The 19,794-nt window shown below is 45.6% G+C and carries 17 protein-coding genes; 12 read left to right on the top strand and 5 right to left on the bottom strand.

Annotated features, from left to right (window positions below; all coding sequences use genetic code 11):
* Positions 1–29 precede the first annotated feature (29 nt).
* Together CPIN_RS35625 and CPIN_RS35620 are read right to left on the bottom strand one after the other, a co-directional pair.
* Positions 30–1,373, bottom strand: coding sequence for an NAD(P)/FAD-dependent oxidoreductase (locus tag CPIN_RS35625; RefSeq protein ID WP_012794761.1), 1,344 nt, complete (start codon positions 1,371–1,373; stop codon positions 30–32).
* Between the two features lie 59 nt (positions 1,374–1,432).
* Complete coding sequence (locus CPIN_RS35620) at positions 1,433–3,187, bottom strand: ABC transporter ATP-binding protein (RefSeq protein WP_012794760.1); 1,755 nt, start codon at positions 3,185–3,187, stop codon at positions 1,433–1,435.
* Positions 3,188–3,359: 172 nt separating this feature from the next.
* Between CPIN_RS35620 and CPIN_RS35615 the strand changes: the two genes are divergently transcribed.
* Positions 3,360–3,554, top strand: coding sequence for a hypothetical protein (locus CPIN_RS35615; protein WP_012794759.1), 195 nt, complete (start codon positions 3,360–3,362; stop codon positions 3,552–3,554).
* Positions 3,555–3,651: 97 nt separating this feature from the next.
* On the opposite strand, the gene CPIN_RS37365 is transcribed toward CPIN_RS35615, so the two are convergent.
* Positions 3,652–4,596, bottom strand: a complete 945-nt coding sequence (locus CPIN_RS37365) for a helix-turn-helix transcriptional regulator (protein WP_012794758.1) — start codon at positions 4,594–4,596, stop codon at positions 3,652–3,654.
* Positions 4,597–4,699: 103 nt separating this feature from the next.
* Here CPIN_RS37365 and CPIN_RS35605 point away from each other — a divergent pair, with 103 nt between their 5' ends.
* From CPIN_RS35605 to CPIN_RS35585, 5 genes are all read left to right on the top strand, one after another.
* Complete coding sequence (locus tag CPIN_RS35605) at positions 4,700–4,996, top strand: hypothetical protein (RefSeq protein ID WP_012794757.1); 297 nt, start codon at positions 4,700–4,702, stop codon at positions 4,994–4,996.
* Between the two features lie 332 nt (positions 4,997–5,328).
* A complete protein-coding gene (locus CPIN_RS35600; protein WP_012794756.1) occupies positions 5,329–6,975 on the top strand; it encodes a GH39 family glycosyl hydrolase in 1,647 nt (548 codons plus the stop codon).
* 211 nt (positions 6,976–7,186) lie between these two features.
* Positions 7,187–9,622, top strand: a complete 2,436-nt coding sequence (locus CPIN_RS35595; protein ID WP_012794755.1) for a glycoside hydrolase family 95 protein — start codon at positions 7,187–7,189, stop codon at positions 9,620–9,622.
* Between the two features lie 377 nt (positions 9,623–9,999).
* Entirely contained in the window at positions 10,000–10,845 is an 846-nt protein-coding gene (locus CPIN_RS35590) for an aldo/keto reductase (RefSeq protein ID WP_012794754.1), read from the top strand.
* Positions 10,846–11,001: 156 nt separating this feature from the next.
* The gene (locus CPIN_RS35585) at positions 11,002–11,919 is read left to right on the top strand and encodes an AraC family transcriptional regulator (RefSeq protein ID WP_012794753.1); all 918 of its coding nucleotides are present in this window, start codon (positions 11,002–11,004) and stop codon (positions 11,917–11,919) included.
* Positions 11,920–12,049: 130 nt separating this feature from the next.
* On the opposite strand, the gene CPIN_RS35580 is transcribed toward CPIN_RS35585, so the two are convergent.
* Positions 12,050–12,829, bottom strand: a complete 780-nt coding sequence (locus CPIN_RS35580; RefSeq protein WP_012794752.1) for an alpha/beta hydrolase — start codon at positions 12,827–12,829, stop codon at positions 12,050–12,052.
* Between the two features lie 161 nt (positions 12,830–12,990).
* On the bottom strand, positions 12,991–13,320 hold the full coding sequence (locus CPIN_RS35575) for a hypothetical protein (protein WP_044220490.1): 330 nt from the start codon (positions 13,318–13,320) through the stop codon (positions 12,991–12,993).
* Between the two features lie 197 nt (positions 13,321–13,517).
* Between CPIN_RS35575 and CPIN_RS35570 the strand changes: the two genes are divergently transcribed.
* The 6 genes from CPIN_RS35570 to CPIN_RS37360 all read left to right on the top strand — a co-directional run bounded on the left by CPIN_RS35570 (position 13,518) and on the right by CPIN_RS37360 (position 19,474).
* Complete coding sequence (locus CPIN_RS35570; protein WP_012794751.1) at positions 13,518–14,834, top strand: sugar porter family MFS transporter; 1,317 nt, start codon at positions 13,518–13,520, stop codon at positions 14,832–14,834.
* Between the two features lie 265 nt (positions 14,835–15,099).
* A complete protein-coding gene (locus tag CPIN_RS35565) occupies positions 15,100–16,227 on the top strand; it encodes a TlpA disulfide reductase family protein (protein ID WP_012794750.1) in 1,128 nt (375 codons plus the stop codon).
* Positions 16,228–16,443: 216 nt separating this feature from the next.
* Complete coding sequence (locus CPIN_RS35560) at positions 16,444–16,773, top strand: cupin domain-containing protein (protein ID WP_012794749.1); 330 nt, start codon at positions 16,444–16,446, stop codon at positions 16,771–16,773.
* Between the two features lie 227 nt (positions 16,774–17,000).
* Complete coding sequence (locus CPIN_RS35555) at positions 17,001–17,498, top strand: ferritin (RefSeq protein WP_012794748.1); 498 nt, start codon at positions 17,001–17,003, stop codon at positions 17,496–17,498.
* Between the two features lie 193 nt (positions 17,499–17,691).
* Positions 17,692–18,330, top strand: coding sequence for an RNA polymerase sigma-70 factor (locus CPIN_RS35550; RefSeq protein ID WP_012794747.1), 639 nt, complete (start codon positions 17,692–17,694; stop codon positions 18,328–18,330).
* A gap of 94 nt (positions 18,331–18,424) precedes the next feature.
* Positions 18,425–19,474, top strand: coding sequence for a FecR family protein (locus CPIN_RS37360; protein WP_052306945.1), 1,050 nt, complete (start codon positions 18,425–18,427; stop codon positions 19,472–19,474).
* Positions 19,475–19,794: the final 320 nt, after the last annotated feature.

The following is a 19,794-nucleotide window of genomic DNA, read 5'->3' as shown; positions in this document are numbered from 1 at the left end:
AACGGAACATTAACATTTTCTTATAGCCATTAACTGCCTGATTCATTTTCTGTAAATACAGCCTTCGCACGTTCATCTCCTTTTCTGATATATGGTCGGATGATCAGGCGGTTGCCTTTATCAAATGTGAACAGATTCCAGATCCAGTTTGTCAGTACCAATAGTTTGTTACGAAAACTCACCAGGAAGTTCACATGCACAAATAACCAGATCCACCATGCCAGTCTGCCGCCAAGATGAATATTCTTTGGGAGATCCGCTACTGCCTTTCCCCTGCCGACTGTCGCCAGCGAACCTTTATCAAAGTATTTAAATGGTTTTACCTTATCACTTCTGTGGATGGCATACAGGTTTTTACCAATGTACTTACCCATCTGTATGGCAGGCTGTGCTACGCCGGGATGACCTTTGGGATAGTCTTCCAGTTTCATGAGAGCAATGTCGCCAATGGCAAAAATGTTCGGGCTACCTATCACTCTGCAATTAGGATCTGTTAAGAGACGTCCGCGCTCTGTCCATTCTTTAGGTATCCCCGGGAATGTTTCTCCCGTTACACCCGCGCTCCATACTACGAGGAAAGACTTGATCTGTTCTCCTGTTTTCAGTGTGATCGTCTCTCCATCATAATCCTGTACGATCGTATTCAGTTTAATGATGACGCCCATCTTCTCCAGGTATTTCTGTGCACGGGCGCTGGACTTCGGATGCATAGGCGGCAGTACGCGATCAAGACCATCCAGCAGGTATATTTTCATCTTACTGAAATCCAGTGCCGGATAATCTTTGGGTAATACATTCTTCCGCAATTCTGATAACGCGCCTGCCATTTCAACACCTGTAGGTCCTGCGCCTACTAATACCACATTGAGCATATAATCAGAGATAGCAGGATTACCATTCAGACTGGCCCATTCAAACAGCTGCATCAGCTGACTACGCATGTTTAGCGCATCAGGTATCGTTTTCAACGGCAACGCGTAACGTTGCATGTTTTCGTTACCGAAGTAATTTGTTCTGGCCCCGGTAGAGATGATGAGATAATCATATTGTAAAGGCCCTGCCGAAGTATTGATAGTATTGGTGCCCGGATCAATAGAAAGCACCCGCAGCATCCTGAAGTGAAAGTCTTTTGTATCATGGAACAGGTTTCTTAGCGGCCCTGCAATAGAATCGGCCTGTAAAGCAGCAGAGGCGACCTGGTATAACAACGGCTGAAAGGTGTGATAGTTGTGTTTGTCGAACAGTACGATCTGGAATTTATCATCCGGCAGCGACTGTGCAGTGTTCAGTCCGCCGAAACCTGCACCTACAATCACTACGCGGGGTTTGGTCGTCGGCGGAATATTCAGGGTGATCTGCCTCATCTGTTCCATAAAACAATGATTTTGTATACGCTCTGCGGCCCAAAAACCATGCCCCCGGAAAGTGTGTTTTACTGTACAATACTGCGGCGTTCGCCTATCTGCTGGCGCCACATCGCATAATACAGTCCCTTTTGTTCAAGTAGTGCTTCATGGGTGCCTGTCTCTACGACCTTACCTTTTTCCAGTACGTAGATAGTGTCCGCATGCATAATAGTGGATAAACGGTGAGCAATCAGTATGTTCAGTTGTTCCCTTCTGGCGGAGATATTCCTGACCGTATCTGTAATAGCTTCTTCTGTGAGAGAGTCCAGCGCAGATGTCGCTTCATCGAAAATTAGCAGACGTGGATGGCGTATCAGTGCACGTGCGATGGATATACGTTGTTTTTCCCCACCTGAGAGCTTTAATCCTCCTTCACCGAGCACAGTATTCACACCATGGGGAGAACGCGCCAGTAATTGTGTGCAGGATGCCTTATGCAGGGCTTCCAGTATTTCTTCATCAGTCGCGTCAGGCTTTACAAATAAAAGGTTATCCCGGATGGTACCTGCAAAGAGCTGTGTATCCTGTGATACAAAGCCTATCTGGCGGCGCATCTGGTTAAAGCGGATCTCTCCGGAGGGAATATCATTGAAATAGATCTCTCCGGATACGGGTTGGTATAAACCCAGCAACAATTTTACGAGGGTAGACTTACCTGAACCGGATGGTCCGACAAAGGCAATCGTATCTCCGATACCTGCCTGGAAGCTGATGCCGTCCATGGCGTTCTGTGTGGCAGTCTGGTGACGGAATATGATATCTTCAAAACGGATGCTTTCCAGGAAACCCAGTTCCACCGGACTGGCAGGTTTTTGTTCCACCGGTTTGTGCATCAGCTGGTCGAATAACTGTAAGGAGCTTTCTGCTTCGCGGTAGAAAACGATAATATTACCCAGTTCCTGCAGCGGGTTAAAGATCGTGGCAGATATGAACTGCATGGCAATGAGTTCACCGGTACTTAATACCTTCCGGAAGATCAGCCAGAGTAATATGAACAGAATAGATTGCCGTAATAAGTTAAGCGTGGTGCCTTGTATAAACGACAGCGTACGTACCTGCTTTACCTTCTTGATCTCCAGGTCATAGATGTTCCGGGTGAAGGTGCGCAGGCGGCGTATCTCCGGGAATGTCAGTCCGAGGCTTTTTACGAGTTCTATATTGCGGAGCGATTCGGTAATAGAGCCGGAAAGCTTCAGTGTTTCTTTATTGATAGCGCGCTGTATTTGTTTCATCTTCCGGCTCAGTAGGCCGGTCAGGGTACCCAGTACGAGTACGCCAAAGAAGAAGACAGGTACCAGTGCCCAGTGTTTGGTGACAGCATACCATATCAGGAAGCCGACGCCTACCATGGAGGAGAACAGGATATTGATAAAGGCGTTGATAAAGCGTTCCGTGTCATTGCGTACTTTCTGCAGCAATGCGACCGTTTCACCACTGCGTTGTTCTTCGAATTCCTGGTAGGAAAGGCGGAGGGTTTGCTTCAGACCATCATTGAATACCTGCATACCGAAGCGCTGTACGACGAGACGCATGACGAATTCCTGGAAGGAGCGGCAGAGTCTTGCGATCATTGCTACGCCAATGGCTATGGCCAGCCAGAACAGCACGCCTCTTACCAGTTCATCCTGAGCTTTATTACCGGGGTGTAGTGCATAATCGTCGATGATCTTACCAAAGATCATGGGGTCTACCATAGTTGCCAATTGGCCTATGCCTGACAGAAAGAGGGATAAGGCGATCATCCAGCGGTGGGGACGCATATAAATCCAGAAGATCTTCATGCTGTGGGAAGTGGCAAAAATTGCACCACCTGCCGCCTGTTGCGCCTAAATGTCAGGTTTAGCCCGCTTTTTTGGTACTTTATTCATTTGCAATCGGTTATAAGAGGGATCGGGTATTGACTGCTATGCTGTAGCGAGGGCATACAATTTGCATTACAGGGGGTAAAAAGTTATGGAAAAACGGGTTATCGGGATGCTCCTGACTTTTCTGGGAATTGCCGGTCTGATAATGGGAGCTGTCAGCTTTATGAATAGTACCGGCGGTACGAGGAGCATCAAGGGAATTATCATCTATTCCATACTGGGAGCGATCTTTTTCTTTGCGGGCATCGGTCTGATTCGTAATACCAGAGACCGGCCATCCTGATAGGTGTCTGTCCTCCTGTACGTCCCTGATTTGTTAACTGCAATGGTCCGGCCGTAAGGTAATACCTTCCGGTAGCGCCTTACGCCGGCGAGCAGTTTTACTGCTTGAGCGTTTTTGGAAGAATACCGTATTTCTTCCTGAAAGCAGCGGTAAAATGCTGCTGATGCTGATAGCCCACCAGTTCTGCTACTTCTCCGACTGTTTTCTGTTCGTCCAGTAATAATTGTTTCGCCTTTTCCATTCTCACATGACTGACATAACCGAAAATGGTGTGTCCGAATAAGACCTTAAAACCCTGTTTTAGCTTTTTCTGATTTAGTCCGACCTGTCCGGCCAGGGAAATAATGGAACAGTCTTCCGCAAAATGTTGCCCGATATACTGTCTGGCGGCATGTAAGGCATCTATTTCCTGCGGACGCAGGGTAGCCGGTTGCAGATACTCCTCATCATAACCACTCACCTGTAACAGGAACAGTTCGATCATTTTTGCTTCCAGGAACAGTCTTTTCATCTGCCCTTTATAGGTAGTCGTATGCATCTCCGTAATGATGTGGTGCATCTTTGGCGTGATATGCATACAGTATCCCGGCCACAGGTAGTGACGGGGTGTTTGTAGTTTGTGGAAGAAGTTTTGGAGGAACTGACTTTCGTCTGTGACAAGGGAGCCAAATACAGCCATGGGCATTTCTATTTCAAAGAAGGCACTTTCCTCTCCGGGGAAAAGAATGTATTCTCCTTCCAGTTCCCGTTGATAGAAAATGCTTTGCTGATTGGCTGTCATGATAAGATGCTGGTCCGCATAAGATACACCGGAGCGTCCCTGCAATTTGAAGTGCAGTTCGACCCTTTCCTTTTCCAGGCGCATGGGAATGTGGTATTCCTGGTCGGCGGTATACTTGTACCAGAGCATCCGGGCGCTATCCATTTTCACCTCTTCGTACCGGATCACAGGACCTGTGGTCTCTTCTTTCGTAAAGGAACGGGTGATTTCTTCCATTTTATAGGAGTATGCAGGAAATGGCAGTGATGGCAATGGTTGCATAAATAGAAAATAGCTGATCAGACCTTTTTGCGTTGATAAAAGTTCCGTTTGCGTTAACCGGGAACTCTGTCTGTTGCAGATCTTTGTACAAAAATAAAGTATTATGGACTACAGGCAGCCACACGAAGTGTTACTTTTCTTTGGGAAAGGGAGGAACTGGGAGCAGGGGAATAAGGACTGCCTGGTCGCTCAGCAGCAATACTATTATCAGTTGCAACTGGAAGGTAAGGTACTGCGGACCGGTTTGCAGGTCCATGAAACCGGCCTGTTTGTTTCCCTGTTTGTCGACTCGGATGCGGCACTATTTGCTATCCTTGAGCAGGACCCTGCCCTGAGGGAGGAGGTCGCAGAGGTATTACAGGCGATTCCCCTGGCTACTGGTATAAGAGAGGCCATATAGCTGTTACCCTTAGCAGCCATGAACTTACCCTGTTCCGGCTATCCTGGCGGACCTACTTAAATGAATAATCCCGTACCCCGGACTTGCATTTCTCGATATCATAGAGTATTTTGTACATATATGTATTGTAGTCAATGGCTTATGCAAACGTTTGCGTATTTCATAAAATACCGTACATTGTATTCAGTACTTGTTATGATTTTACCGTAGAATTTATCAATCAAAGAGAGCTTGTATCCCCGGAATTTGTGTAAGTGAGCTATATCGCGATATGAAAAACAATGCTGGCAATGTTCAGGGGAACAGCCGTATAACTATCTAACCCTTACCTCATGGAAAGACGTAAATTTTTGAAACAGGCAATCGTTTCAGCTGCGGGTAGTGCATTAATACCCGGCATTGTAGCAGGCCGTTCACTATGGGAAGAACAACCTCCGTTGATAATTGACACCAAAGTGCAGGGACGCACATTTTCACACTTCTGGAGTAAATGTGTAGGAGCAGGCCGCGCTGGAGAAGTACTCCGTACGGGATCCCCCTGGCTGGAACACCTGCAGTTGGGCCAGAAACATTGCGGCTTTCAATATTGTCGTCTTCACGGGATCTTTCATGATGATATGTCTGTTTACCAGGGTGGCGTTTATAATTGGCTCCGGGTAGACGATGTGATCAACAGAATGTTGAAAGCCGGTGTAAAACCCTTTGTAGAGCTAAGTTTCTTTCCCAGGGAAATGGCCGGCGGCGCTGCTACTGCTTACTGGTGGAAAGCGAACGTTTCCCCTCCGGGTGATTTTTCAAAATGGTCACAACTGGTAACCAACTTCGCCAAACATTGTATCGAGAAATTCGGAATAGGAGAAGTCAGCAGCTGGTACTTCGAAGTCTGGAATGAACCGAATATCCGGGCTACCTGGGATGGCAGTAAAAGCCAGTATTTTGCGATGTACAAGGCGACTGCACAGGCGCTTAAAACCGTTTCTCCGCAATTGCGTGTAGGTGGTCCTGCCACCAGCAACTTTGTGGGTGATGGCCGTTTTGATGGCGAAACAGAAGATAAATCAAAGATATCAGTGACAGCAGGAGATCCGGAAGCATTGAAGTGGAAAGGCGTGTGGATAGAAGATTTCCTGGAATATTGTAAACAACAGCAGGTACCTGTTGACTTTATATCTACCCATCCATATCCGACGGATATGCCGTTTAACAATGGTAAAGGCACACTGAGAGGTGTGGATGCTACGCTGAAAGACCTGCAATGGTTGCGGGCAGTTGTGGATAAAAGCGCCTTTCCAAAGGCAGAGATCCATCTCTCTGAATGGGGAACCAGTTCCTCCGGCAGAGATGCTATGCACGATGCGCTGCCCAGCGCCGCTTATATCATCAAAGCAAATGTGGATAGTATCGGTCTGGCCGACGGCATGGCTTACTGGAACCTGACTGATAGCGGTGAAGAGGGCAGTGGTGCACAATCCTTCTCCGGCGGTAACGGATTACTCAACTACCAGGGTATTGCCAAACCCGCTTTTCATGCTTACCGCATGTTGCATACATTGGGCGATGAACTGCTGTATAACAAAGACGGTATCATCGTCACACGCCATAAGGCCGGTCAGCGGCTTACCGCTCTTGTGTATAACTATCCGGCAACACTGAAAACAGTACCTCCGTTTGGTGGTACAGATGTAGCAGAGAATACACTGAAAATGGGAGAAGCCCGCGAGTTTAACTTTAAACTACTCAATACCAACAAAGACGCACGCTTTAACGTCGAAATCCTTGACCGTGAAAACGGTAACGCACTCAATGCATTGCAACAGGCGGGTAATCCGGATGCCCTGAGTGGGGATCAGTTGCGACTCATGCAGCTAAGAGCAATGGCTGTGAGAGAAGAACAGGTATTGTCGAATAATACAGGCATATTGCTGATCGGCAAGACGCTGCAACCCTGGGATGTGATGCTGATAGACGAAACACATTAGTGCGGAACTGCCGTTCATGGAATTATGTGTTAATTATACAATCATTTTTTGCACGTATAAGACATCATTTGTATTTTGAAGATGCAAAGCATACAATTACAACATTGTCACCCAATGTGTAATTGTATGCCTGTTACAGGACCAAAGACACAGACGACATGATCAACCTTGTCATGTGTCATTCGTAATTGAAAATTGACTTTCCGCTGTTATGAAAAAACTAACCCTGCTGTTCATTAGCATCTCTCCATTCTATGCACATGCGCAAGAAGCATTGAAATTATGGTACAAGCAACCCGCCGGTAACGTCTGGACGGCAGCTCTGCCCGTCGGTAATGGCCGTATCGCCGGAATGGTGTTTGGTAATCCGGCAGAAGAACTGCTGCAATTGAATGAAGCAACTGTATGGACGGGCAGTCCGAACCGGAATGAGAATCCGGAAGCACTGGCTGCATTACCACAGATCCGTCAGTTGATCTTTGACGGTAAACAGAAAGAAGCACAGGACCTGGCGGGAGAAAAGATACAGACCAAACTCTCCGGTGGTCAGATGTACCAGCCTGTAGGGACTTTACACCTTGCCTTCCCTGGTCATGAGCACTATGATAATTACTACCGTGAACTTGACATAGAAAAGGCGGTCGCTACTACTACTTATATGGTCGACGGTGTTAAGTATACGCGTGAAGTATTTGCTTCAGTACCTGCACAAACTATCATTGTTCGCCTCAGCAGCAGTAAACCAGGTACACTGGGATTTTCAGCCTATCTCACGACTCCACAGAAGAATGCGGTGGTCAAAGCCAGTGGGAAAGATTTAACTGTAAATGGCATTACCGGCAGTCATGAAGGTGTGGAGGGAAAGGTGAAATTTAACGGGATTACCCGGGTGATTGCCAGCGGAGGAAGTGTCGCCACTTCTGATACCGCTGTTACCATAAAGAATGCGAATAGTGCGTTGCTGTTTATCTCCATGGCGACGAACTATGTGAATTACCAGGACCTGAGTGCAGATGAAGTAAAGAAAGCAAGCGCCTACCTGAATGCAGCGGTTAAACAACCTTATGCTACTTTACTGAAAGAACACATTGCTGCTTATCAACGTTATTTTAATCGTGTGAAAATAGACCTGGGCACTTCTGATGTGGCAAAAGACCCCACTGATGTACGACTGGTCAACTTTTCCAAAACATATGATCCGCAATTTATATCCCTGTATTTTCAGTTTGGCCGCTACCTGCTGATTTCCTGTTCGCAGCCTGGCGGGCAACCAGCTACTTTACAGGGCCTCTGGAACTCAGAAATGTCGCCTCCATGGGATAGCAAATACACAATTAACATCAATACTGAAATGAACTACTGGCCGGCAGAAAAGGATAATCTGCCGGAAATGCATGAGCCCCTGGTACAAATGGTAAAGGAGTTGTCAGTTACCGGACAGGGTACTGCCCGTATACTCTACGGTGCAAGAGGATGGGTGGCCCATCACAATACGGATCTCTGGCGTATCACAGGTCCGGTAGACCGGATCTTCTACGGTATCTGGAGTATGGGAGGCGCCTGGCTGGCACAGCACCTCTGGGACCGTTATCTGTACAATGGCGACAGGCGTTACCTGGCTGACGTCTATCCGGCTATAAAAGGCGCCGCTTTGTTTTTTGTAGATGACCTGGTAGAAGATCCGAAGCGTAAATACCTGGTGGTGAATCCGGGGACTTCTCCTGAAAATGCACCTTCCACCCGTCCGAACGTTTCTTTTGATGCAGGATGTACTATGGATAACCAGATCGTTTTTGACGCACTGAGCGCGGCTATCAATGCGGCTGAGATACTAGGGAAAGATGCTGCCCTGGTGGATACATTCAAGACTGTCCGCCGCCGGCTCCCGCCTATGCAGGTAGGTCAGTACGGACAGTTACAGGAGTGGATAGACGACCTGGATAATCCGAAGGATAATCACCGCCACATTTCTCACCTGTATGGTCTGTATCCTTCTGCACAGATCTCACCTGACCGTACACCCTTATTAGCCAGTGCTGCGAATACTACCCTGCTGCAACGCGGTGATGTATCGACGGGCTGGAGTATGGGCTGGAAGGTAAACTGGTGGGCCAGACTGCAAAACGGAGAACACGCCCTGAAACTGATCACTAATCAGCTGAGTCCTGTAGGCCAGCATGGTGGTGGTACTTATACTAATCTTTTTGATGCCCATGCCCCTTTCCAGATTGACGGTAACTTCGGTTGTACTTCCGGTATCACAGAAATGCTCATGCAAAGTCATGATGGGGTTATCTATGTATTGCCGGCTTTACCTCCACAATGGAAGAACGGCAATATCAAAGGCTTACGTGCAAGAGGTGGTTTCGTGATTGATGATCTGGTATGGCAGGACGGTAAGATCACCAAACTGGTGATCACCTCTACCTTAGGGGGGAATTGCCGGATCCGTAGTGCGGCGCCTTTAAAAGGGAAGAGCCAGCTGAAGCAGGCATCCGGAGAAAACAGTAACCCTTTTTATCAGGTGACGCCGGTGGCAGCGCCATTGGTACACACGAAAACACTTGCGCCATTGGAAAGCGCAGTACCGAATACTTATGATGTAGCGACTGAAAAGGGAAAGAGCTATCACTTTACAGCGTTATAGTCGTATCACTTTTAATCAAGCGGAAAGGCGTTCACCATTGGCGGACGCCTTTCCGCTTGATATCCGGCTAAAAATTCTTTGATATTCATACTAAATCCTTTGTTTTTACTAATTGCCGGCAGTCAGATTATCCTCACCTTTGTACACATGAATAACGGCGTCAGAAAATATGTACAGTATGATGCATAAAATCGTCACCCGTAAGTTTGTTTTTTGAAGGTTGGTTGCTGAAAGCATAACATATACACCACTATACATAAAGATAGCATCCTGCCAGCGCGACACGGGTATACTTATTGATGCATTAAGAGAAGTTTGTACAAACTGACACAACAGTAATATCTCACTTATTTCAGGATTGATTTAAAACAAAGAAAATGGCAACAAGCACAAAAAGCCTGACTTTCTCCTTAGGAGGTCAGCTGGAAATCAACCGTCTTGGTTACGGTGCAATGCAATTGACAGGAAAAGGAGTATTTGGAGAGGTGGCTGACCGTGAGAATGCGAAGAAAGTGCTACAGGCTGCGGTTGCAGCTGGTGTGAACTTCATCGATACTGCGGAAGCATATGGGCCTAAGTTGAATGAATCACTGATCGCAGATGCTTTACATCCTTACAAGGAGGGGCTGGTTATCGCTACCAAAGGCGGGTTCAACCGTCCGGGACCTGATCAATGGGTACCGAATGGTAACCCGGATTACATCCGCGAAAATATTGAAGGTAGTCTCAAACGGCTAAAGGTAGACACCATCGACCTCTGGCAATTGCATCGTTTTGACTCCAATGTTCCGGTAGAAGAAACACTGGCGCCTGTTGCAGAAGCCGTTAAGGCAGGTAAGATCAGGTATGTAGGTTTATCTGAAGTAAATGTAGCGCAGATCGAGCGTGCTGAAAAGGTATTGCCGATCGTCTCTGTACAGAATCTCTACAACCTGGGCAATCGTCAGTGGGAAGAAGTACTGGATTACACCACTGAACGTGGACTGGCATTTATTCCGTGGTTCCCGCTGGCTTCCGGTCCTGATACACTGGCCGACAAAATCAGTAAGATCGCTGCTGCTCACGATGCTACTACGGCTCAGATCGCATTAGCATGGTTGCTGAGACGTGCGGATAACATCCTGCTGATACCTGGTACCAAGTCTATCACGCACCTGGAAGAGAATCTGAAGGCGGCTGATATAGAACTGACGGACGAAGAGTTTGACCAGCTGTCTAAATAAGACAACACGATTACAGTAAGCTGTCCACCTGTTAAAACGGGCGGGCAGCTTTTTATTTTCTAAAAAGCAGGGAAAAATACCCAAATTCCGAGAATAGGTACAACCGTAAATCGGCTGATCTCAGACATATTTGTAGGTGTAAAAACTCAGACAGATATGATGAAGACACCGGAATTAAAAACGAATAGCCTGCACTGCGATTCTCCGGATAAGATTCCCCTTACAAAGGAACACTTCGACGCCTTGTCCATCCGGGTGTATAGCCGTTCTGACAAAGACAGCAAACATTCCCTTTTACCCCATCGGAGGGATTTTTATAAGATATTGATGGTCACTGAAGGCCAGGGTATGTTAACCGTAGGCGCCAGTACTTACTACATTGAGGAGCCCATGATCATCTTCCTGCATCCCTCAGATATTATTTCCTGGAAAGGACTTTCTTCCGGGCAGGAAGGTTACAATTGTCTGTTTAGTAAAAGTCTGCTGGACAAACATCCATTGCTTAAAATGACGATCGAAAAGTATCATCTTTTTGATGGACAGAAAAATATCATCCGTTTGCGGTATTCAGATGTTGCAGCATTGTGTACTATATTCAGTAGTATGCAACAGGAAGAAATGTCAGGTAAGCGACTGAATGAAGATGCGATGCAGACTTATCTTCAACTGTTACTGATACAATGTGCACGTATTACAGATTTTAAAGAGCCGGATCATATATCAGATGACTACAGACATGTACATACTTTTTTCAGTCTGCTGGAGAGGGAAGTAATGAATGTGCATTACACTCATCCTATTTCCATGAAAACAGCAAAGGAATTCGCCGCTAATCTCAATGTGCATCCTAATTACCTCAACACCTTATTAAAAAAACATACAGGTCAGAATGTAAGTACGCATATACGTACCCGCTTGCTGGAAGAAGCGAAGAGTTTGTTATTACAGACGGACTGGACCCTGCAGGATATTGGCTACTGTATTGGATTTGCAGAGCAACCTAATTTTAGTTTGTTTTTTAAGAAGAATGCGGGGATTACACCAGCGGAATACAGAAAGAAAATTAGGAATTAGGAATTAAGAATTAGGAATTCTTTTTTTAATAGTCTTCATATTAACAAATAAAGTCGATTCAAGTGAATCGACTTTATTTGTGTTTAAGCCTTGAGTAAGTAATTCCTAATTCTTAATTCCTAATTGAGAATTATCTATTCGCTGCTTCTTCAATTACTGCTGCTACTTCTTTCGGATGTGAAATAAACACCACATGGCTTGCTTTTATCGTAGTCACTTTTGCACCGGAACGTTTTACCATATCCTGCTGTAACTCAGGGTTGATGCTTTTGTCATCAGTGGTGAGGATGGCGTAAGCTGGTTTGTATTTCCATGGTGCATGTTTCACTGGCGTAACGAAGCAGGACAGCGCAATTGCGCCATGAGAGGCGTACATGAATTCTGCTTTTTCTTTAGGTACGTCTGCACAGAATCCAGGGTGGAATTTAGCTTTGTCATAATAGATGAAGCCTTTGTCATCCGGAGGCAGAATACCATTTTCCGGCAGAACTGGTCTTGTCTGTACCAGCTGAAAGGTAGATTCAAGAGAATCCGGCTCGAATGCAGCTACATAAACCAGGCTGGATACTTTGGGATCTGCACCTGCACCGGTAATGATTGTACCTCCATAGGAGTGTCCTACCAGTACGGTTGGACCATCCTGTTTATCTATTGCACGGTTCAGGGCGGTGATATCATCATCGAGAGATGTCATCGGGTATTGTAATGCGGTCACGTTGTAACCTTTTGCCGCCAGGATTTTGTATACGCCTTCCCATCCGGAGCCATCTGCGAAAGCGCCGTGTACGAGAATGATGTTTTTTACTTTAGGTGTTTTTTGTGCCTGCATTACTAATGGGGCACTAATAATGACAGCTGAAAAGAATAGTGCTCTGATCCACTTGCCCACGCTGGAGTTGAAATTGTTCATGATGAGTGTTTTTTTATTATGGAGATGTGTGTTTTTATCTACCCTACAAAGGTGCGGCAGGAGAGACGCGTGGCTTATAGCAATATCAAATCAGGCGTATATGAATTTCAAATATCGGGGGAAATAAAAACCGTGAGGAAGTCTCCTCACGGTTAAAGCCATTAAAAGCCGAAAGTGATTTTAACTCTACCATGGGGATCGCGACTGTATTTTGTCTTCATGTGCTTTCGCATCCACTGCTTTTTGTTTTTGGAAACCAGTTTCCAGTTGTAATGGAACCTGAACCTTAATTTGTACGGCGTACCATCCAGATCATCGGTGTAGGTCATTTCGTCCATTGGCTGGTCATAGCAGCATTTCCAGAAAGACCCATGCCATCTGCAACGGGCGCAATAGGCATGTAAGTTTTTGTTAGCGCGATTGTAAGAACCACGGTGGGTAGTTGTGTTCAGAACGCTTCTGAAGCTTCTTTCTGACGTTTTAGGAATCATATTACATTGTCTTGGTCACGACAATGCGTCAAATTCTTTTTTCATGAGGTGATAGATATGTGGTAAATGTAGAATATTCTGATTAAACCTCCGAAAGGTTGTTTTTACCATTTTTTATGTTTACTTTTTTTCCCTGTTTAGACAAAACGTTATGATGAAATCCACGGCTCCACAAAAAATCACAATAAACTACACACATGTTCTCTTATCCTGTTAGAATAGCGTTAATCGCTGCCCTTGGCGGGTTCCTGTTTGGCTTTGAAACGGCGGTTATATCCGGCGCAGAGAAAACGATTATGGAATTATGGTCGCTCAGTCCCTTCTGGCTGGGCTTTACAGTGGCTTCGAGCCTGATCGGTACTGTGTTAGGTTCGCTGGTAGTGGGCGTACCTGCCCGTATCTATGGCCGTAAGAAGGTACTGTTGGTCATCGCCGGTTTGTATATTGTTTCAGCTATTGGCTGTGCTTCTATTTCAGCCTGGCTGTTGTTTGTATTATTCCGTTTTTCTGCCGGTGTGGCCGTAGGTGCTTCTTCGGTAGTCGGACCGATGTATATTTCCGAGATATCGCCGGCACATTTACGCGGCCGTCTGGCCGGTTCTTTCCAGCTGAATATTGTAGCGGGGATCTTTATTGCCTATCTGACCAACTTCCTGTTTGTCGGTATGGGAGATGAGTCCTGGCGCTGGATGCTGGGTATCATGGTGGTACCGGCGGTCTTGTTTGGTATTCTGCTGCGTACGATTCCTGAAAGTCCGCGCTGGCTGATCCTGAATAACCGGGAATCGGAAGCTGTACCTATTTTACAACGTTTACAGGAAACGAATGTCGATGCGGCTATCCGTGCGATCAGGGAGTCTGTAAAGACCCACCAGGAGAACCTGTTCCAGAAGCGCTATGCAAAACCGATTATTTATGCGGTATTGCTGGCGATGTTCAACCAGTTGTCAGGTATTAACGCGATCCTGTATTATGCGCCCCGTATTTTCGAACTGGCGGGCTTTAGTAAAGAGCAGGCTTATCTGCAACCGGTATATATAGGAGCGGCTAATCTTATATGTACTTTGCTGGCGATGACGGTGATTGACAGATTTGGTCGTAAGACGCTGTTACTGATTGGTTCTGTGGGAATGATCGTTTTCCTGGGACTGACGGCCTACGCTTTCCGCGATCCGGCCACTCTGGGTGGTAATGTACTGATCTATCTGATAGGTTATATTGCGTTTTTCGGCTTCTCCCAGGGGGCGGTGATATGGGTATTTATATCTGAGATTTTCCCGAATTCTGTACGGTCGCAGGGAGGTGCATTGGGTAGCTTTACCCACTGGATCATGGCTGCCATTATTTCCTGGACCTTTCCGATTATTGTGTCAGGAAGTGTGATGGGAGGTTTCTATTCCTTTGTATTCTATAGTGTTATGATGCTTTTACACCTGCTGTTTGTCTGGAAGATGATGCCGGAGACCAAAGGCCGGTCTTTGGAGGAAATCCAGAAAGAGCTGGGTATAGAATAAGAACCGGTATTATTCCTTCGATTAAAACCTTACTACGCCGTTATTACGCCGCTATTTCTTCGTTCCGGAACGGACAGATAAGGGGGTAATAACGGCGTAATGGCGCTATACAACGAAGAACAAAGGCTGATATCGAAGGTGACAGGGTTTTTAGTTCATACAGCCTTTTGACCGGTCATCCCGAATCGGTCTTTCCGGCAGGTTCACTTCACTTTTATTTCCTACTTTTAGTGAAAATCAAAATCAAACCAAACAAAATTTTAGCATGAAGCAATTATTAGCAGCCTTACTGCTGTCCCCAGGTGTGTTGTTAGCCCAGAAAGGGGATTTCACAATCAAAGGCAAGATCGGCAACCTGAATGCACCTGCCAAACTGCACCTGGTGTACCGTACTGGTGGCGTTGAAGTAAAGGATTCTGCTGAACTGAAAGATGGCGTATTCCAGTTCAAAGGATCAATAGAAGAGCCAGGTCAGGCGATGATGGTATTAAAACATGTTAATCCGCCGGCAGATCCACGGATGAGAGATATGATCGTTTTCTACGTAGAAAAAGGTACAATCACCCTGAACAGCGCTGACTCCCTGAAAAAGGTTACCTTCAGCGGTTCTCCGTTAAATACTGATAATCAGCAGCTGCAGGAATCTCTGAAAAGCGTAACCACTGCTTATCAGGCACTGAATGGCGAATATATGGCTGCTGATGAACAGAAGCGTAACAGCCCTGAATTCCAGCAGTACCTGGATGAAAAGCTGGCGGTAATCCGTGGTCAGCAGGGTGATGTTTATAAAACATTCATTGCCAAGCATTCAAAGTCAATGGTGAGCCTGGATGTGATCCAGCAGTATGCTTATGAGGCATCCGATAAGGTAGGTCAGCTGGATTCTATGCTGAACAGCCTGGATGGTTCTCTGAAAAAGACCAAGAATGGTCAGGAACTGGCAAAACTGATCGGTAGCTGGAAAGCAACTGTGATCGGTGCTGAAGCGCCACTCTTCACTCAGAACGATACCCTGGGTAAACCAGTGAATCTGAAAGACTTCCGTGGTAAATATGTATTGGTTGACTTCTGGGCTTCCTGGTGCCGTCCGTGCCGTATGGAAAACCCATATGTTGTAGCAGCTTTTAACAACCACAAGGACAAAGCTTTCACCATCCTGAGCGTATCCCTGGATCAGCCAACCGGTCATGATGCATGGATCAATGCAATCCACAAAGACGGTCTGGCCTGGACACACGTATCCGATCTGAAATTCTGGGACAATGACGTCGCTAAACTGTATGGCGTAAAATCTGTTCCGCAGAACTTCCTGCTGGATCCACAAGGTAAGATCGTTGCTAAGAACCTGAGAGGTGAGGAGCTGGATAAGCGCCTGAATGAGTTACTGAAATAAGCGCGACGCTACAGGGCCGTTTTATGAATAATGAACGGCTGACAGCATTCGCAGTATAATAAATAGTCCATAGCAGACCGTAATTATTGTAGAGTTATTCGCTGATCAATTGTTAATTTGGTAAGCAGATAACTGTACAGGGACGACGGTACCGCTATGGACTATTGTATTTTCCAGCCATCCGTCTCCTGTTTAATAACCGGAAAAAAGTCACAGATGAACGTTTTTATTGAAGACAAAGATATTCCCTGGGAAAACCCTGATCCGGGCATACGCCGGAAGGTAATGGCTTATAATGAGCAATTAATGATGGTAAAGGTAGAGTTCCAGCAAGGGGCTGTAGGGGCATTACATTCGCATTATCATACCCAGATGGCGCATGTGGAAAGTGGGGTGTTTGAGATTACCATTGATGGCGAGAAGAGGATACTGAAAGCGGGAGATGCATATTATATACCGTCCAATGTGGTACATGGCGCAGTATGTCTTGAGCCGGGTGTGCTGATTGATGTATTTAATCCGTACAGGGAGGATTTTATAAAGTAAAAAAGCCCATAGCAGGTACAGGAGGTGACGGGAGTACTGTTTTTGCATTCTTTCGTTGGCGCCTGCCTGATGGGAGGGGGACAATAACGGTAATGGATGCTTTTTTGAGGAATTGTGAACAGAGAACATCATGAAAAAGAAGCATTTAAATTTTCCGGAGCGTGATACGGGCTCAGGAAATTCAGTATTTTTAACCTGTTCAATTCTTCACTTAAAAAGCGAATTATATGTTGTCACAAAGAATGCAGGAAGCCCTGAACGCCCAGGTAGCGATGGAAGCACAATCTTCTCAGGCTTATCTGGCAATGGGCAGCTGGGCAGATATTCAGCCTGGTCTGAAAGGCGTCACCAAATTTTTCTTCAAGCATAGTGATGAGGAACGTATGCACATGTTGAAATTGATCCATTATATCAATGAAAGGGGTGGTTTTGCCATCGTACCCGCACTTGCGCAACCGGTACTCACATTTGTGTCTTTAAAGAAGGCATTTGAAGAGTTGTTTGCTCACGAGGTGAAGGTAAGTGAAGGGATCAATGAGCTGGTGGATATCGCATTACAGGAAAAGGACTATGCGACCCACAATTTTCTGCAATGGTATGTAAATGAGCAGATTGAGGAAGAGCGTCTGGCACGTGAGTGTAATGACAAGCTGGAATTGATCGGTGATGACAAGAGTGGCTTATACCTGTTTGACCGCGATATCATGACTATGGACCAGGAATAGTTTGATATACAACTAATTGAAGGCCCGTTCTGCGCAAGTGGAACGGGTTTTTTATTACCCCATCTGAGGGGTGGATTTTCCTAATGTATGGTAGGAAATATATATTATAAATAATTAATTCAGAAAGTTTTATTATTTTTATTTGCCATATACTTTTACTACATTGCCGTCTGAAATATAAGGAAAAGTTAGAATGCAAAAGGAGGTTAATATAAATGATCTATGGGAGCGCATCACAGTTGATAGCGACTCTAAATCATTTGAGGTTTTTTTCCATGAATTAAACCCAAGACTCGTGAAATTTTGCACAATGTATGTTCAGTACCAGCAGGTTGCGGAGGAAATAGTGTCGGATGTTTTTGTAAAATGCTGGATGGACAGGGCTAAGATGCGGGACGTTCAGAAGCCTGAAACCTATCTTTTCATTGCTGTAAAAAATCATGCTCTCAACTACAATAAGCGGTTCTCCAGTGTCCAATTGGTGAACCTGGACGACCATGAGGGAGGTGCGCAACTGGTTAACAGTGCGTCTCCGGAGATGGAGCTGGAGAAAAAGGAGCTGCTTTTCCATATGGATCAGGCCATTTCTTCTTTACCCCGTCAGTGTAGTATCATTTTCCGGCTGATTAAGGAGAATGGTATGAAATACAAGGAAGTAGCCGAAATCCTGAATATATCCCCCCGCACGGTGCATACGCAGATGCTACGTGCCATGAAGAAGATGACTGTAGCGATGGAGCCTTATCTGAAAAAGGCAAACAAACAGACGCCGGACAATATTGATAGTATTGTGACGGCTTTACTGCTGATATGGATATTTATGGGTAATTAGCCCTTAATATTATATGTTAAAAAAAATTTTAAACCTTGTACGCATAACAGGTATTAAATGTTGTCTTATATGCAAAGGGTTATTCCAACGGACAATGAGTGAACGTTTTTTTGAAATTGTTATAAAGGACCTGGCTGGTGATTCAACACCTGAAGAAGGCCAGGAACTGAAACATATCATGAGTGAGGATGCTGTCGCTGCAAGACAGTATGAACTGTTCCGCATGTACTGGGCCCAGAATCATCACGATCATATCGATAACAGAAGACTGTTTTCAAATGTGCAGATGCGTATCAGTGAACTAGAGAAAGAAGCAGGTACTGATGATATAGCACCGCTGATGACGCCGGTACGCGGAAAAGGTCGCCTGGTATGGTTATCGGGAATCGCTGCTTCTGTAGCGTTGCTGATCACTGCCAGCGTGTTTTATTACCGCTCACAGCATGATCCTCTGACGGCTAAATTCACCTCCAGGGGTGAAAAGTCCACTTTCATGCTGGACGATGGCACAAGGGTTACGCTGAATGCAGACAGTAAACTGGAGTATGCAGCTGATTTTCCAACGAAGAGCAGAGAAGTGTATCTGACAGGTGAGGCTTTCTTCGATGTACATGGCGATGCGCAGAAACCGTTTATTATTCATACGGACAAAATGGATATCAAGGTGTTAGGTACGGCATTCAACGTGAAGTCCTATCCAAACGAAACCTCTACGGAGGCTACATTGCTGAGAGGTGCGATTGAGGTGACGGTAGCTGATAATCCGGATGAAAAGATCGTACTGAAACCATCACAGAAAGTAGTTGTAAGCGACTACGATTCTACCCGTAAGAAAGCGGTCGCCTTGAAAGATGTAGTGCCATCCTTAACAACGATGACCTATTTCAGCCAAAAGGATACCATGATCATGGAAACTTCCTGGTTACAGAATAAACTGACTTTCCATGATGAAGATTTCGCGACGCTGGCAAGGAGAATGGAACGTTGGTACAATGTGAAGATCAGCTTTAACGCGGATCGTAAAAAGCAACTCAGATTTACCGGTATCCTGGAAGGAGAGACAGTAGCGGAAGCATTCCATGCACTGAACCTGACAGAAGATTTCGCATATAAGATTGAAGATTCGACGATAGTGATATATTGATCCGAACGATGGGACGAGAATAAGAAGCCTAAAAATTCCTTTCAAACATTGGAAGGTGAGATGAAAACCCTATATGAAGCCAATACCTATGTTAAAACACTATGATTATACCTATGTATGCGCTCTTTCATTTCACCAGAAACAAAGTATTAACGCCTAAAATTTGTCTATGGGAAATGAATTTGACTACTACTAAATAATGCGGGCACTGTTTTTAAGCGGTACCCGCGAACCAAGAATCAATATCCTTACAGAAGGTTTTGAACAATCCTGAAAATTTGAAAGACTTTAATCACCCTTAACATCTAAGTTATGATTTC

This window comes from Chitinophaga pinensis DSM 2588 (assembly GCF_000024005.1).
GTDB classification, from domain to species: Bacteria; Bacteroidota; Bacteroidia; order Chitinophagales; family Chitinophagaceae; genus Chitinophaga; species Chitinophaga pinensis.
Note: the sequence above shows the minus strand (reverse complement) of the source record. Positions and strands in the feature narration are given on the sequence as shown.

Coding starts and splice junctions, on each gene's coding strand:
- CPIN_RS35565 (WP_012794750.1), top strand. CDS start 15,100: ATGAAGCAATTATTAGCAGCCTTACTGCTGTCCCCAGGTGTGTTGTTA.
- CPIN_RS35575 (WP_044220490.1), bottom strand. CDS start 13,320: ATGATTCCTAAAACGTCAGAAAGAAGCTTCAGAAGCGTTCTGAACACA.
- CPIN_RS35580 (WP_012794752.1), bottom strand. CDS start 12,829: ATGAACAATTTCAACTCCAGCGTGGGCAAGTGGATCAGAGCACTATTC.
- CPIN_RS35615 (WP_012794759.1), top strand. CDS start 3,360: ATGGAAAAACGGGTTATCGGGATGCTCCTGACTTTTCTGGGAATTGCC.
- CPIN_RS35560 (WP_012794749.1), top strand. CDS start 16,444: ATGAACGTTTTTATTGAAGACAAAGATATTCCCTGGGAAAACCCTGAT.
- CPIN_RS37365 (WP_012794758.1), bottom strand. CDS start 4,596: ATGCAACCATTGCCATCACTGCCATTTCCTGCATACTCCTATAAAATG.
- CPIN_RS35585 (WP_012794753.1), top strand. CDS start 11,002: ATGATGAAGACACCGGAATTAAAAACGAATAGCCTGCACTGCGATTCT.
- CPIN_RS35595 (WP_012794755.1), top strand. CDS start 7,187: ATGAAAAAACTAACCCTGCTGTTCATTAGCATCTCTCCATTCTATGCA.
- CPIN_RS35590 (WP_012794754.1), top strand. CDS start 10,000: ATGGCAACAAGCACAAAAAGCCTGACTTTCTCCTTAGGAGGTCAGCTG.
- CPIN_RS37360 (WP_052306945.1), top strand. CDS start 18,425: ATGAGTGAACGTTTTTTTGAAATTGTTATAAAGGACCTGGCTGGTGAT.
- CPIN_RS35555 (WP_012794748.1), top strand. CDS start 17,001: ATGTTGTCACAAAGAATGCAGGAAGCCCTGAACGCCCAGGTAGCGATG.
- CPIN_RS35570 (WP_012794751.1), top strand. CDS start 13,518: ATGTTCTCTTATCCTGTTAGAATAGCGTTAATCGCTGCCCTTGGCGGG.
- CPIN_RS35620 (WP_012794760.1), bottom strand. CDS start 3,187: ATGAAGATCTTCTGGATTTATATGCGTCCCCACCGCTGGATGATCGCC.
- CPIN_RS35550 (WP_012794747.1), top strand. CDS start 17,692: ATGCAAAAGGAGGTTAATATAAATGATCTATGGGAGCGCATCACAGTT.
- CPIN_RS35605 (WP_012794757.1), top strand. CDS start 4,700: ATGGACTACAGGCAGCCACACGAAGTGTTACTTTTCTTTGGGAAAGGG.
- CPIN_RS35625 (WP_012794761.1), bottom strand. CDS start 1,373: ATGGAACAGATGAGGCAGATCACCCTGAATATTCCGCCGACGACCAAA.
- CPIN_RS35600 (WP_012794756.1), top strand. CDS start 5,329: ATGGAAAGACGTAAATTTTTGAAACAGGCAATCGTTTCAGCTGCGGGT.